Genomic DNA, 15,133 nt, shown 5'->3' on the forward strand with positions numbered 1-15,133 from the left:
CCCAGACTGTACCGGAGGTCATTTCGACCGAGGGCATAATGCGCGCCCGGTCGATCGTCGGCAAGCGGACACAACCTGTATCAATGTAGGGTTTTACACCTTGAAGCGTGAGACCACCTGATTCAGGTCAGCAGCAAGACGCGACAATTCATGACTCGACGCACTGATCTGGTTGGCACCCTGAGTCGACTGCATGGACAGATCGCGAATGTTGACGATGTTGCGGTCGACTTCACGCGACACTTGCGCCTGTTCTTCCGCAGCGCTGGCAATCACCAGATTACGCTCGGAAATCTGATTGATCGACGATGTGATCTCACTCAACGACTCGCCCGCGCCCTTGGCCAGCGCCAACGTCGAATCGGCCCGGTCGCGGCTGGTGTTCATCGAGTCGAGCGCCTGCGCAGAACCGCTGCGCATGGCATTGACCATCGAGTCGATTTCCAGCGTCGACTGCTGGGTGCGATGCGCCAACGCACGGACTTCATCCGCCACTACCGCGAAACCGCGGCCCGACTCGCCCGCGCGCGCCGCCTCGATGGCCGCGTTGAGCGCCAGCAGGTTGGTCTGTTCGGCAATCGAGCGGATCACGTCCAGCACCTTGCCGATATCCTGAGACTGATTGGCGAGGTTTTGCACCAGTGTCGAGGTGGCCTGCACGTTGTCGGTCAGTGTCTGGATCGACTGCACCGTCTCGATCACCCGCGTCTGGCCTGCCAGTGCCGAGGTGCTGGACTGGGTGGAGGCGTCCGACGTGGACACGGCGTTACGCGCAACTTCTTCTACCGCCGAGGTCATTTCGTTGATCGCCGTGGCGGCCTGATCGATCTCTGCATTCTGCTGGTTCAATCCGCGATAGCTGTCCTCGGTGACCGAGTTGAGTTCAGTGGCCGCCGACGCCAGCTGGGTAGCCGAGCTGCCGATGTGGCGCATGGCTTCACGCAGATTGACCTGCATCATTGCCAAGGCACGCAGCAGTCGGGTGACTTCGTCTTCGCCGTCGACCTCGATGGTATGGGTCAGGTCGCCGTTGGCAACCTGCTCGGCAGCAGTGACGGCACGTTGCAACGGCCCAACGATACTGCGGGTCAGCCAGAGCGCCAGACCGATGGTGCACAATGCGGCGATAACGACAAAGACAATGACGATGTCACGCGATTTGTCGTACTGGGCTTCGGCCGACTTGCCTTCGGCATCCACCTTGGTGACGTAGAAATCAGCCAGATCATTGAGCTGTTTGCCGGAACCGTCGACGATCTGTTTCATATCGACCAGCAGCAGCTTGTTCAGACCGGTGCTGTCGCCCTGCCCGGCGAGAACAAAAGAGCGATCCAGCGCGCTGCGGTATTGACCCATGGTGACCATGAACTGGTCAGTCAGGGTCTTCTCTTCAGGGGTGTCGACGAACGTCTTGAGAATGCCCAGCTTCTTGTCCAGATCACCCAGACGTACGTCCAGTTGCCCGCGATAGGTCGGAATGCTCGCAGGGTCGGTGTCCAGCGCCATGCGCAAGGAGATGGTCCGGATACGCAGCATGATTTCCCGGATATCGTTGACCACTCGCATGCTGGGCAGCCAATTGCTCTCCACTGCCACTTCGCTCTGGCGAATGGTCGACATCTGTGCCAGCGCGAACCATCCAAGTAAAGCCACCAACAGGGAAATCAGGGTAAAACCCAGACCGGCACGACGAGCGATTGTGAGTGTGCGTAGATTCATGACCAGTGCTCTTTTGTATTTGGAGGGCAGTATCTGACGCCAAGTTGTCAGACAACCGAGAGCATATCGCCCTTGTCCGACAATTCTTTAGGATTGCTGGTGATAATCAGGTTTTTTACTCAAAAGGCCGATCGGCCAACTGGACCGAGCCTGTGCAAGGCGCTGCCCGAAGGGCAGCCTTCAGCGTTCTGCCGCCATTTGCCAGAGCCGCGCCAGGTCACGCGCGCGGTCGTGCAGCAGGCGACTGGCATCGCGACAGGCCTGTTCAAGGCTCATCGGCCCGCTGGCCAGCGCGAAGGCCGCGCCAATGCCGTGCGGGTAAAGCTGCTCGTAGCCTTCGCACAGCGTTCCAGCCAGCACGATCACTGGCACTTGCTGGCGCTTCGCGACGCGCGCGACGCCAAGCGGCGTCTTGCCGCGCAAGGTCTGCGCATCAAAACGGCCTTCGCCGGTGATGACCAGGTCGGCCCCGGTCAACGCCTGCTCCAGCCCGGTCAGCTCGGCAACCACCTCAACGCCTGCGCGAAAGGAGGCATTCAGATACGCCTTGGCAGCAAAGCCCATTCCGCCTGCCGCGCCGCTGCCAGGGCTGTTGCGTTGGTCCAGACCGAGGATCCGCGCCGAATGGTCGGCGAAACACCCAAGTGCGGCATCCAGCGCCACAACCTGCTCGGGCGATGCGCCTTTTTGCGGGCCGAAGATATGCGAGGCGCCATTCGGTCCACACAGAGGATTATCGACGTCGGCGGCAATCTCGACGCACACGTCAGACAAGCGCGGATCAAAGCCGCTCAGGTCGATACGGGCCAGATCGGCAAGCGCGAGACCGCCCGATGGCAAGGGCTGATCGTCGGCATCTAGAAAGCGTGCGCCCAATGCCGAGAGCATGCCGCTGCCGCCGTCGTTGGTTGCGCTGCCACCGATGGCCAGAATCACGCGACGGGCACCCGCATCCAGTGCCGCCGAGATCAACTGGCCCGTACCTGCTGTGCTGGTCACACAGGCGTCGCGCTGTGCCAGCGTCAGTAATTGCAAGCCGCTGGCCATGGCCATTTCGATGATTGCCGTTCTGCTCTCGGCCAGCCAGCCCCAATGAGCCTGGACCGGATCGCCCAGCGGTCCGCTGACCCGGGCGCTCATCAGTTCACCATTGCAGGCTGCCAGCAGCGCTTCGATGGTGCCCTCCCCGCCATCTGCCATCGGGCATTTGATCAGTTGGGCATGCGGCCAGACCTCGGCCAGACCACTGGCGATGGCGTCGGCAACGGCCTGTGCACTGAGGCTGTCCTTGAACGAGTCGGGGGCGATGACTATTTTCATTGTTGTTCTCCATATCCGATGCTCGCATGCTCTCATCCGCCACCAGGTTTGCCGCCAGCCCTTCGCACAACGATCGGCAACCGTTATCGGGCATTTGAACAAAAACCGTGTTCAGTCGTGACGAGTGATCATCTGCGCGCCCAGATACAGACGCAGCAGGTCATCGGTCTTGTAAGGATCGCAGCCGGTCAGCTCGCCGATCTTCTCCAGCCGGTAACGCAGGCTGTTGCGATGGATGCCCAGGGCTTCGGCGCAGGCCTGGCTTTCGCCGCTGTACTCGAACCATTTGCACAGGGTGTCAAGCAGTTGTACGTGGTTATGCAAACGGCCAATCGGCTCGGCGACGTCTTCAGCCAGCCAGTCGTGGCGGTAGCGCCAGAACAGCACCGGCAAACGGTACGCCTCAAGACGCAGCAAGCGTTGCCCCGGCAGAGCCTGACTGGCGTAATCGAGCAGATCCCGCGCCGCCGCACAGGCATGACGCAAGGCAGGCAGATCAGCAGACTGAGCCACGGTGGCCATGCGCAGCACCGGCCAGCGGTGCTCATCGAACTGCTTGAGCAGCAGCGCATCGTCACGTTCCTTGCCCGTCGCTCGGCACCAGTACAACAAGGTGGGCTCGCGCAGCACGCACCAGCTGTCGGCGTAACGCGTGCCAAGCCAGGTTGCCACCTGGCTGGCAACCTGCCCTTGCTGGTCAAACTGGATCAATACCACCTGACGCGCCACATGCGGCTGCAAACCAAGCTGGCGGGCTTCATCCACCAGGCTATCGGGGCAATCCGGCAGCAGCAGGCGCGCCAGCAGGTCTTCGCTGCGCTGTGCCCGCCATTGCAGGTCAGCCTGCTGACGGCGGTGCTCCATAAGCATCTCGGCGGTCATCTTCACCAGCTCGCCGTACACCCGAACCTCGTCCGGCTCGCCGGTGATGCCGAGCACGCCGACCAACTGATGATCGAGCATCAGCGGCAGATTGACCCCCGGCTTGACGCCACCGAGCTGCAACGCAGCCTGCGAATCAATTTCCACCACCTGCCGGTTGGCCAGCACCCGCTGCGCGCCCTCATGACGGGTACACAAGCGCTCGGGGTCGCCACTGCCGATGATGATGCCCAGGTAGTCCATGACATTGACGTTGTAGGGCAGAATGGCCATGGCCCGGTCGACGATGTCTTGGGCCAGCGCCCGATCAAGGGCGAACATGAAAAGCTCCAGACACGTGGCGAGGCTTGCAATGGTTAGGCATATGGATACATTTTGTTGAAGTTATAGAACGCCCGAGTGTGCCTGAAAGTGGTCACCGGCGCGACGTACATGGCAGAGTGCCCGCGTCGACCTTTTGAATTTCCACACACGTGCACAGGCCCCCTTTTGATCAAATCCCGACTCGCCAGTCTGCTGTCGCTATTGACCCTGCAAGCCTGCACCTCAATGGCGGAAAGCGAAGCACCGACGCAGCGTTTTGAAGACTACCGTCAGCAAACCATTGAACTGATCCGCAAGCACCGCAACTTCCAGACCGCCGACCATGAGGCCGAACTGGGCTGGAACGCGCCGCGCCAATGGACCCCGACTGGAACGCCTAAAGGCGGCGTTCTGCTGGTGCACGGGCTGGGTGACTCAGCGTGGTCCTTCAATGATGTGGCACAGAAACTCGCCGCTCAGGGCTATCTGGTCAGGACTGTGCTGCTGCCGGGGCATGGCACCAGGCCCGAAGACATGCTTGATGTGCGTCTGGAGCAGTGGCAGCAGGTGGTGCGAGAGCAAACGCAACAGCTGAGCCGCGAGGTGCCGAAAGTCTATCTGGGGGGCTTTTCAACCGGGGCCAATCTGGTGCTCGATTACGCCTATGACCACGAAGAAATTGCCGGGCTGGTGTTGTTCTCGCCGGCATTTCGTTCCAACAGCGGCTATGCCTGGCTGACCCCGTGGATCGGCTGGGCCAGGCCGTGGCTTGCCGCCCCCAACGACGGCCTGCGCCCGATGCAGACGCCGGTTCGTTACATGAACATGCCCACCAACGGTTTCGCCCAGTTCTATCGCAGCAGCGCGCTGGCTCAGGACCGCCTGCATCAACGTCGCTATGACAAGCCGGTGTTCATCGCCATCGCCGAGCACGACTCGGTACTCGACACTGATTACGTGCTGGACAATTTCAGCCAGCGCTTCAGTAACCCCGCCAGTCGCCTGATCTGGTACGGCGACCTGCCCGCCCGCGCTGCCAATACGCCGCGCGTCGAGGTGCGCAAGGACTACCTGCCGGAATACCGCATCAGCCGCTTTTCCCACATGGGCCTGCTTTTTTCAGCGGATAACCCGCTTTATGGCGTATCCGGTAGCCAGCGCATCTGCTGGAACGGCCAGAGCACACCGGACACCGCGAAATGCATGGCGGGCGAGCCGGTGTGGTATTCGGACTGGGGCTATACCGAACCGGGCAAGATCCACGCACGCCTGACCTTCAACCCGTATTTCGAGTGGCAAACCCAAGTGATGCTCGGCGTGCTGAATGCAACACAGTAAAACTCAAAGGCTCTTACTCCAGCGGCACCAGTCGCTCACGGCTGTTGCTCAGGTGCGTCCACATCGCCGCACGCGCTGCATCCGGGTCCTTGCGGCGAATAGCGCTGAGCAGTGCTTCGTGTTCAAGGTTGGCCAGATAGCCTTGATGCGCGAGGTTATTGCCCGCCCGCTCGCTTGACGCAATGCGGCTACGCGGAATGATCGCGCTGCCCAGGTGCTGCATGATTTCCATGAAATACGGGTTGCCGGTGGCTTCGGCGATGAGCATGTGAAAGCGTTTATCGGCCTCCACACAGCTGTCGTCATTGGCCAGCAGGTCCTGATAATCGTCCAGTGCCTGACGCATGGCCGCCAGTTGCTCATCGGTGCGGCGCACAGCGGCCAGCGCGACGGCCTGGGTCTCCAGGCCAATACGCAGTTCGATGATATCGCGCACCCGTGAAACGGTTTCAACCTTCAGACGCAGGCCGGTCTGGTCACTGCGCTCCAGCACAAACGTACCGATGCCGTGGTGGGTCACCACCAGCCCTGACGCCTGCAACTTGGAAATGGCCTCGCGCACGACAGTGCGACTGACGCCGTGCTCACGAACGATCTGGTTTTCGGAAGGCAGCTTCTGACCGGGTGCGATTTTGCCCAGCAAAATACGCTGGCTCAGTTCGGTGACCAGATCGGTGGCCAGGCTGTGCTGACGACGTTTGGGCGCTGCGCTGACAGGCTCTTGCATGGCGAATGAATCCTGACTTGTCTGGTTGGGCTGCCGTATCACGGTCATAACTGCGCGAATGTTAGGTTGAGTGCGCAAAAAGGCCGGTGGCATCGGCCTGCGCGGTTGTCTTACTTGTATTACAAGCTATCTGTCACTGTCAAAGCTCTTGATTAACCTCGAAGCGTTTTTTTCAACAGCACAGCTTGAAAGAAACGGCCCGTGAATAGGTCATACCCGACTCATAAAAAAGGCTAATACCCAGCAATCAATGGGTAAAAATATTAAATTAACATCGTCATACTGACGTGCCCTGCGCATGTACCTGCACCCAGAAAAACTTTCCCAATCGTCCAAATCATCAGCATCAGGGGATTGCACAAGCCTTTTTTACTTGTATGATGACCGACAATGCGAGGGACACACTTCGCACATACCCGCATAAAAACAACGAGTGGGAGATTCAACTGTGAGCACATCCAATTCCAGGATGGCCGACGGCACTGATTCGGTTCTGAGTTCAGCCGTATCGAAGGTCAAACGTCACGTCCTGCCGCTTTTCGTCATCATGTTTATCGTCAACTACATCGACCGGGTGAACATCGGCTTTGTGCGTTCGCACATGGAGCATGACCTGGGTATCGGTGCTGCTGCCTATGGCCTGGGTGCCGGACTGTTCTTCATCGGTTATGCCCTCTTCGAAGTCCCTTCCAACATCCTGCTGCAGAAAGTCGGCGCACGTATCTGGTTGACGCGGATCATGCTTACCTGGGGCATCGTTGCTGCCTGCATGGCCTTCATCCAGAACGAAACCCACTTCTACATCCTGCGCTTTCTGCTGGGCGTGGCCGAGGCAGGCTTCTTTCCAGGCGTGATCTACTACTTCACCCGCTGGTTGCCCGGGGTTGAGCGCGGCAAGGCAATTGCCATTTTCCTCAGCGGCTCGGCCATCGCTTCGCTGATTTCCGGACCACTGTCAGGCCTGCTGTTGCAGATCACCGGTTTCGGAATGAAAGGCTGGCAGTGGATGTATTTCATCGAAGGCATGTTCTCGGTGGGCCTGTGCTTCTTCGTCTGGTTCTGGCTGGACTCCAAACCGCACGACGCCAAATGGCTGACCCGCGAAGAACAGGACGCGTTGGTCAGCGCCATCGATGCCGAACAGGCTGCCCGCGAAGCGGCGACGCCAGTCAAAGCCTCCATCGGCAAGTTGCTCAAGGACAGCCAGATCATTCTGTTCTGCCTGATCTACTTCTTCATTCAGTTGACCATCTACGCAGCGACCTTCTGGCTACCGAGCATCATCCGCAAAATGGGCAGCCTGACTGACTTTGAAGTCGGCATGTTCAACTCCATTCCATGGCTGCTGTCGATCATCGGCATGTACGCTTTCGCCACGCTGTCCGCCAAGTGGAAGCGCCAGCAGGCGTGGGTAGCGATTGCGCTGCTGATTGCCGCTGCCGGGATGTTCATGTCCACCACTGGCAGCCCGATCTTCGCCTTCGTTGCCATCTGCTTTGCAGCACTGGGTTTCAAGTCGGCTTCGTCGCTGTTCTGGCCCATCCCGCAAGCGTATCTGGATGCACGTATCGCCGCAGCGGTCATTGCGTTGATCAACTCGGTGGGCAACCTGGGTGGCTTCGTGGCGCCGACCACTTTCGGCTTGCTGGAAGAGCACACCGGCTCGATCCAGGGCGGGCTGTATGGTCTGACGGTCACATCGATCATTGCCGCAATCATCGTCTTCGCTGCGCGCAATACGCCCAAGCCAGGCGCGACGCCGGTAGCCGCCATCCATACCCCGGCCACGCATTGATGCAGGTTCGAAGCGACGCCATTACAGGCCATATTTTTTACGGGATCAGCTATGAACATTCAACAAGCCAACATCACCAGCAAGGCCCCTGTCATTACCGAGATGCAAGTAGTGCCAGTGGCTGGCTATGACGACATGCTGCTCAACCTCAGCGGCGCACATGGCCCTTACTTCACCCGCAATATCGTGATACTCAAGGACAATGCCGGGCATGTCGGCGTCGGCGAAGTGCCGGGTGGCGAGTTGATCCGCCAGACGCTGGAAGACGCACGCTCGCTGGTGGTGGGCAGCAGCATCGGCACTTACCAGAAGATCCTCAATGAGGCACGCAAAGCCTTCGACGATCGCGATTCGGGCGGCCGCGGCCTGCAGACCTTCGACCTGCGCATTGCCATTCACGCTGTCACCGCGCTGGAAGCCGCCCTGCTCGACCTGCTTGGTCAGCACCTGGACGTACCGGTTGCTGCATTGCTGGGCGAAGGTCAGCAACGTGATCAGGTCGAGATGCTCGGCTACCTGTTTTATGTCGGCGACCAGCGCAAAACCGACCTGGCCTACCGCAGCGAGCCCGACGCCGATAATGACTGGTTCCGCATTCGTCATGAAGAAGCGCTGACTCCGCAGGCGGTGGTCCGTCTGGCTGAAGCTGCGCACCAGCGTTACGGCTTTCAGGACTTCAAGCTCAAGGGCGGCGTACAGAGCGGTGACGCAGAGATCGAAGCTGTCACGGCGCTGGCTGAGCGTTTTCCCGATGCGCGTATTACCCTTGACCCCAACGGAGCCTGGTCGCTCAAGGAAGCCATCCGCCTATGCCGCGATCAGCATCACGTGCTGGCGTATGCGGAGGACCCATGCGGCGCGGAAAACGGTTATTCCGGTCGTGAAGTGATGGCCGAGTTCCGCCGCGCCACCGGCCTGAAGACTGCCACCAACATGATCGCCACCGACTGGCGGGAAATGGGCCATGCCATTCAACTGCAATCGGTGGACATTCCACTGGCTGATCCGCACTTCTGGACCATGCAGGGCTCGGTACGTGTGGCGCAGATGTGCAACGAGTGGGGTCTGACCTGAGGCTCGCATTCCAACAACCATTTCGATATTTCTCTGGCGATGTTCACCCACGTTGCCGCTGCGGCACCGGGCAACATCACGGCGATTGATACCCACTGGATCTGGCAGGACGGCCAGCGCCTGACCAAGGCCCCGTTGCAGATTATCGGCGGCAAGGTCGATGTGCCCAAGCAGGCGGGGCTGGGCGTCGAGCTGGACATGGACCAGCTGGCCAAGGCTCACGAACTCTACAAAGGCATGGGCCTGGGCGCACGCAATGACGCAGTGGCCATGCAGTTTCTGATCCCGGACTGGAAATTCAACAACAAGCAGCCCTGCCTGGTGCGTTGAGCCAGCTTAAAAAAACACTCGCCGCCTGCTGACAATCTGGCTGGCACACGGCGCGCACCCCCCTTGCGCGCCGTTTTTTTCAAATCCGGCTTGGCATGCAAAATGGGCATGCTACTGTCTCGTAATCTCCTGTAACGACTAGACCGCATGCGCCATCTTGCCCGCACCCGCCCTCGCCTGACGCTCGCAGCTTTGGTTGGCCTCACCGCCGGCATTGCCTGGTCCTGGCTGATCCCCCACGCAACACTCACTCAGAGCCTGCTGACCGGCTGGGACACAGGCGTATGGCTGTATCTGATCCTTATTTTCGTTCGCACACTGCGCAGCAATGCTGACGATGTCCGCCGAGTCGCGATGATGGAAGACGAAAACGCGGGCGTCATTCTGGTAACGGTCTGCGTGGCGGCACTGGCGAGTCTGGCGGCGATCATCTTCGAAGTCGCGAGCAGCAAGGGCCTGTCCAGCGACGCCAAAATGCTCCATCACGCCTTTACCGGTCTTACCGTCATTGGTTCCTGGCTGATGATCGGAGTGATCTTCAGCCTGCATTACGCACGCATGTTCTATACTTGGAAAGGCAAGGAGCCCGCGCTGGCGTTTGTCGGCGGAGAAAAGCACCCCGACTACTGGGACTTTCTGTACTTTTCGTTCACCCTCAGCGTTGCGGTACAGACCTCCGACGTCGGCGTCGCGACCCGCGAAATGCGCAAGGTTGTGCTTGGTCAGTCGTTGATCTGCTTTGTGTTCAACACCGCGATTCTGGGCTTTTCGATTAATATCGCTGCCAGCCTGTTCAATTAGTGCTCGGTTTCATACAAACCCGTCAAGAGGCCTTCAGACAATGACCCCGTTGAAAATCGCAGTGCTCGATGATTGGCAAAACATAGCCAGCGATGTGGTGGACTGGTCGGTGCTCGACTCAGTGGGCGACATCAGCTTTCTGCACGACTTCCCGGCCGACACCGCAACCATGGCGCAACGCCTGCAAGGCTTCGACATCATTTGCCTGATGCGTGAGCGAACCCTGTTCGATGAGGCACTGCTCAGCCAACTGCCTGCGCTCAAATTGCTGGTCACAGGCGGCATGCGCAATGCGGCGATTGATATCCCTGCGGCCAAGCGGCACGGCATTGTGGTGTGCGGAACAGAAAGCTATAAACACGCGGCACCGGAACTGACCTGGGCGCTGATCATGGGCATCACCCGCAATCTGGTGGCCGAGGCCAACTCTTTGCGCGCGGGCAACTGGCAGGTCGGGCTGGGCAGCGACCTGCACGGCAAGACCCTGGGCATTCTCGGGCTGGGCAGTATCGGCAAATGGATTGCCCGCTACGGTCAGGCGTTCGGCATGCAGGTCATTGCCTGGAGCCAGAATCTGACACCCGAAGCCGCTGTCGAATCGGACGTCACGTACGTCAGCAAACAGCAATTGTTCGAACAGGCGGACGTGCTCTCGGTGCACCTGGTACTCAGCGACCGCAGCCGTGGCCTGGTGGACGCAGAGGCACTGGGCTGGATGAAACCGAGCGCCTACCTGATCAACTCGTCACGCGGCCCGATCATCGATCAGACTGCGCTGCTTGAAACACTGCAACAGCGCAACATCGCAGGCGCCGCACTCGACGTGTTCGACATCGAACCGCTGCCGGCCGATCACCCGTTCCGCACGCTGGACAACGTGTTGGCAACACCGCATATCGGGTACGTCACCGAAAACAACTACCGGACCTTTTATGGGCAGATGATCGAAGACATTCAGGCCTGGCATGCGGGCTCGCCGATTCGGCTGCTTGGCTGACACGTTGTACGCCGTCAAAACGGTAATCTGTCGGCTCAGTCACTCAGACTTTTTGTTGCTCTAAAAACCCTGTTTATGCGACCCTGCTCCGCTAACAGATAACGCTCAAAACAGGATTACGCTAGGAAGCCATATTTCAAGGAAGAACAGAAAAAGAAAAACGTTAATAAAAGCGTCATCTTAAGTTTCCCTCCCCGTTATATGAATACTGCAATCCACTAAGTTATAGCTGGCCTGGCGACTTATTCTCCTGTTTCGCAGGGCGCAGCCACTTGTCGCACGGGTCCTACAGAGACATTCGATGAATATTCGCTCAGACAGGTCCTATGACCCCCTCAAGGCCACCAGTGAAAAGCCTGCAACGGCATACAGAACCACGCGGGCCGTGGACGCTGGCGTTACTGAAGCGAATCCGGATACGCAGGCGAAGCTCGACACCTACACCGCCTCTGACAGCCGCTCCGCCGAGGCACAGGAAGCTTTTCCGGTCTACACGAGAACCATGCTCAGTCGAAATGCTCGGTCACTGGAGAGCGAAGCATCCCCGTCGGATATGGCATTGCTTGCCAGTCAACAGACGCTTGCCACTCAGGGCGATACCAAGGCTCTGCGCGACGAAGTGGCCGCTGTCAAAGACAACGCAACCCCTTCCGCGCCAGAAACGAAAGTCACAGACAAAGACAAGGTCGCCTCTGCAGAGCCTGTCAAAATCGCCGAGAAAGTCTCGCGCGGGGGAGCCAACGCCAATCCTGATGACATCGCCACACCTGCTGCTGCCACGAAGATGATTCAGGACCTGAAAACGATTGGAGGCGGGACCTTACGCTTCCAGATGACGCATGATCAGATCAAGGACGCCAGGCAGATGGATAAGCTCAGGGCATTGCTTAGCGAAGGAGACAAACAGGGTGTGAAAGTTCAGTTCACCTTTCGCGACAATGCGAACCAGGGTGGCGGAAACGTGCTGACCGGAGAAAAGTTGAAGCAGGCCTCGGCCGACATCAGTAATGTGGTCAAAAAGTTTGGCAGTCGTACCAGTTTCGTACTGGACACTTTCAATCAGGGCGGCAAAAGCGCCAGTCAGGACTGGGCTGACATGCAGACCACATTAATTAAAGCCGCGCGCAATTCCGGCTATAAAGGAACTTTTGTTGTCGAGGACAGCAACTGGGGGGGCGGCCTGACTGCTGGCCCGCAAAGCGGCCTGGTCAAGTTTGCCGATCAATTAAAGGCCGCCAATGGCGAAGGCAACCCTGCCCTGATTGGCAGTTTTCATGTGTACGCCAGGGAAAGCGAAGCCTCTTCCAGGCTCGGAAAACAGATCAAGGCACTGCGAGAGGCTGGTTATAAATTCCAGATTGGCGAAGTGGGTAACGCCAAATTTCTGGTAGGAAACACGCTCCAGCAAAAGGACGAAGCCACCAAAGCCTTGCAGGATAATATGACCGCTCTCAAAGCAGCCGGAGCGGACATTCTACCTGGCAAGGACCAGTTCCAGGATGGCAAACTACGCCGCCGTGCCGGCTTTTCAAAGTCAGATCAGTTCTTATGATTCAATACGGCGCGTGATCAGGGTCCGGTATCCATGACACACGCTGCTGAACCTGCCCCTCAAAGGGTCAGGCTTTGCATCTCAGGTACCTGCACCATCACAACGTATAAGCAATCCCCACCTGCACCGTCCGCGGCGCCCCCGGATACGCATAGACGTTGCCAAACGCACCTTCCTCATACTCGGTATCGAAGACGTTCTTCAGGTCCAGGTTGAGCTTCACGTGCTGGTTGACCTTGTAGTAGGCCAGCAGGTCGAACACGGTGTAGCTGTCCATCGAAAAGGCGACATTGGCGGTGCGCCCGGCGCGCTGGTCGACATAACGACCGCCGCCGCCCAGACCCAGGCCGCGCAAGGCACCCTCCTGAAACTCGTAGACGTTGAGCAGGCTGAAGGTCTGCTCAGGGATGTTCATCAACCGCGTGCCGGAGCGCAGGGTGTTGTCCTTGGTCACTTCGGCGTCGACGTAAGCGTAGCTGCCCATCATCCGCCACTCGGGCGTCAGGTTGCCGACCACGTTGAGGTCCAGCCCACGGCTGCGCACTTCGCCTGCCGCTACACTGAATGTGGAATCAACCGGGTCGGTGGTCAGCACGTTACGCTTCTCGATCTGGTAGATCGCCGCATCAACACTCAACTGGCCTTCCAGCGCTTCCCACTTGGTGCCGATTTCGTAAGACTTGCCCTCTTCCGGCTTGAAGCCGCCACCCAGCCGGCTCGCGCCGCTGTTGGGTTTGAATGAACGTGCGGTATTGGCGTAGACAGCGATGGTGTCGGTCAGGTCGTAGCTCAGGCCCACACGCGGTGTGACGGCATTATCGCTGGCGGTCCAACTGCTGGTGCCGGGCAGAAAGGAATCGTAGTCATGTTCAAAACGTTCCAGACGCACGCCGCCCAATAGCTTCAGGCGCTCGGTCAACGCCATCTGGTCCTGCACGAAGGCAGCCCAGGTCTTGAGGTTTTCCTTGTCGTGGGTCGTGGTCCGGGTAAGTGCTGGCCGGGCCTGGCCATAGACAGGGTTGAAGATGTCTATGGGGTAGGCACCGACGGCGCCGCTGGAACGCTGGATGATCGACTTGTAGTCATAATCCTCATACTCGACCCCGGTCAGCAGCGTGTGGTCGAAACCACCGGCGGAAAAGTGCCCGGTCAGGTTCAACTGCACATCGCGATCTGTCCATTCCAGCTTGCGATAGTTGAAGTTGCGCCCGAGGGTGCGACCATCTGCCGCCAGGCCGTTGGCCTCGATGGCATTGCCTTGCAGGGAACCGTCGAGAAGCTGGACGCCGCCACCCAGCTTCCAGTCGGCATTGAGGTCATGGTCGAAGCGCAACTGAGCCATGTTGTTGTCGTTATGCAGCTTGCCCACGCTCTTCTCGCCGAAGAACGTATCGCGCGAGGCGGTACTCGCCTGGTTGGCATAACGCGTCAGGCCACGATCCAGCGGTGCATTGTTGCGCATGAAGTCGCCTTCAAAGGTAATGCGCGTGGCGTCATTGACCTCCCAGCTCAAAACCGGAGCCACGCCATAGCGTTCGGTCTCGACGTGATCACGAAAGGTATCGCCGCCTTCGCCCACGACGTTGAGGCGATAGGCGAAACGCCCTTCGTCATCGAGCGGACCGGACGCGTCCAGCGTGCCGCGCTTCATGCCCTGATCATTGAGCTGGCTACCCAGCGTGACCTTGCGCTCGGCCAGTGGCTGCTTGGAGACCACGTTGAAGGTGCCGCCCGGATCGCCCCGGCCGTACAGCGTGGTGGCCGGACCGCGCAACACTTCAAGGCGCTCGATGGTGTTGGCATCCGGCATGTTCGGATAGCCGCGATTGATCGGGAAGCCGTTGCGATAGAACTCGCCGGTGGTAAAACCGCGCACCGTGAATGTAGTCAGCCCTTGACCGCCGAAGTTGTTGGCCCGCCCCACGCCACCCGCGTAGTCCAGAGCGTCCTGCAATCGTGTGGAACCGATGTCTTCTACCGCGTCGCGGGTCACAACGCTGACGGACTGTGGCGTTTCATGCAGCGAGGTATCGGTGCGCGTGGCGCTGGCGGAGCGTGTGGCCCGATAGCCTTCGACCGGCCCTTGCGCCGTTTCGGCATTGGCAGCGCCCTGGATGTCGATATTCTGCAACTCTACGGAAGGTTGCCCGGCAGTAACCTGGTCAGCCCAGGCGGCTTGAGAGATCGCTTGAATGACGCAAAGTGAAACGAGAGTACGACGCATCGACGTGCAGCCCTTGGCAAGAAACCAGGCCTCTTGGGACCCGGCAGGATTTTTCGCGAATAGTACAGATT

The 15,133-nt window shown here is 59.2% G+C and carries 10 protein-coding genes and 2 pseudogenes; 6 read left to right on the forward strand and 6 right to left on the reverse strand.

All coding sequences use genetic code 11. The features are described from left to right. Positions 1–93: 93 nt before the first annotated feature. From LJU29_RS29680 to LJU29_RS16220, 4 genes and pseudogenes are all read right to left on the reverse strand, one after another. Positions 94–960 carry a methyl-accepting chemotaxis protein gene (locus LJU29_RS29680; RefSeq protein WP_371321916.1) on the reverse strand — a complete coding sequence of 289 codons (867 nt, stop codon included), beginning with the start codon at positions 958–960 and terminating at the stop codon, positions 94–96. Then, positions 949–1,719, reverse strand: a pseudogene (locus tag LJU29_RS29685) (MCP four helix bundle domain-containing protein); the annotation flags it as partial. The pseudogene LJU29_RS29685 and the gene LJU29_RS29680, both read right to left, overlap by 12 nt. A gap of 180 nt (positions 1,720–1,899) precedes the next feature. Next, positions 1,900–3,039 (reverse strand): glycerate kinase, encoded by a 1,140-nt coding sequence (locus tag LJU29_RS16215; RefSeq protein ID WP_257110937.1) that lies wholly within the window; start codon positions 3,037–3,039, stop codon positions 1,900–1,902. Positions 3,040–3,150: 111 nt separating this feature from the next. Further along, complete coding sequence (locus LJU29_RS16220; RefSeq protein WP_057405167.1) at positions 3,151–4,242, reverse strand: sugar diacid recognition domain-containing protein; 1,092 nt, start codon at positions 4,240–4,242, stop codon at positions 3,151–3,153. Positions 4,243–4,470: 228 nt separating this feature from the next. Here LJU29_RS16220 and LJU29_RS16225 point away from each other — a divergent pair, with 228 nt between their 5' ends. Further along, positions 4,471–5,562: an alpha/beta hydrolase gene (locus LJU29_RS16225; protein ID WP_044293864.1), complete on the forward strand. Its 1,092-nt coding sequence runs from the start codon at positions 4,471–4,473 to the stop codon at positions 5,560–5,562. A gap of 13 nt (positions 5,563–5,575) precedes the next feature. Here LJU29_RS16225 and LJU29_RS16230 read toward each other — a convergent pair whose 3' ends face one another. After that, complete coding sequence (locus LJU29_RS16230) at positions 5,576–6,289, reverse strand: FadR/GntR family transcriptional regulator (protein ID WP_002553932.1); 714 nt, start codon at positions 6,287–6,289, stop codon at positions 5,576–5,578. A gap of 469 nt (positions 6,290–6,758) precedes the next feature. Between LJU29_RS16230 and LJU29_RS16235 the strand changes: the two genes are divergently transcribed. The 5 genes and pseudogenes from LJU29_RS16235 (at position 6,759) to LJU29_RS16255 (ending at position 12,838) form a co-directional block, all read left to right on the forward strand. Further along, positions 6,759–8,084 carry an MFS transporter gene (locus tag LJU29_RS16235; protein ID WP_005745896.1) on the forward strand — a complete coding sequence of 442 codons (1,326 nt, stop codon included), beginning with the start codon at positions 6,759–6,761 and terminating at the stop codon, positions 8,082–8,084. 51 nt (positions 8,085–8,135) lie between these two features. Continuing rightward, positions 8,136–9,488, forward strand: a pseudogene (gudD, locus tag LJU29_RS16240) (glucarate dehydratase). 147 nt (positions 9,489–9,635) lie between these two features. Next, positions 9,636–10,289: a DUF1345 domain-containing protein gene (locus tag LJU29_RS16245; protein WP_054996527.1), complete on the forward strand. Its 654-nt coding sequence runs from the start codon at positions 9,636–9,638 to the stop codon at positions 10,287–10,289. Positions 10,290–10,329: 40 nt separating this feature from the next. Beyond that, a complete protein-coding gene (locus LJU29_RS16250) occupies positions 10,330–11,286 on the forward strand; it encodes a D-2-hydroxyacid dehydrogenase family protein (RefSeq protein WP_054996528.1) in 957 nt (318 codons plus the stop codon). Between the two features lie 301 nt (positions 11,287–11,587). Then, positions 11,588–12,838, forward strand: coding sequence for a cellulase family glycosylhydrolase (locus LJU29_RS16255; RefSeq protein ID WP_257110938.1), 1,251 nt, complete (start codon positions 11,588–11,590; stop codon positions 12,836–12,838). 97 nt (positions 12,839–12,935) lie between these two features. Here the strand turns inward: LJU29_RS16255 and LJU29_RS16260 are convergent, their stop codons facing one another. Further along, positions 12,936–15,062 carry a TonB-dependent siderophore receptor gene (locus LJU29_RS16260; protein WP_257110939.1) on the reverse strand — a complete coding sequence of 709 codons (2,127 nt, stop codon included), beginning with the start codon at positions 15,060–15,062 and terminating at the stop codon, positions 12,936–12,938. Between the last annotated feature and the right edge of the window lie 71 nt (positions 15,063–15,133).

The sequence above is a fragment of the Pseudomonas ficuserectae genome (genome assembly GCF_024584585.1).
Lineage (GTDB): Bacteria > Pseudomonadota > Gammaproteobacteria > Pseudomonadales > Pseudomonadaceae > Aquipseudomonas > Aquipseudomonas amygdali.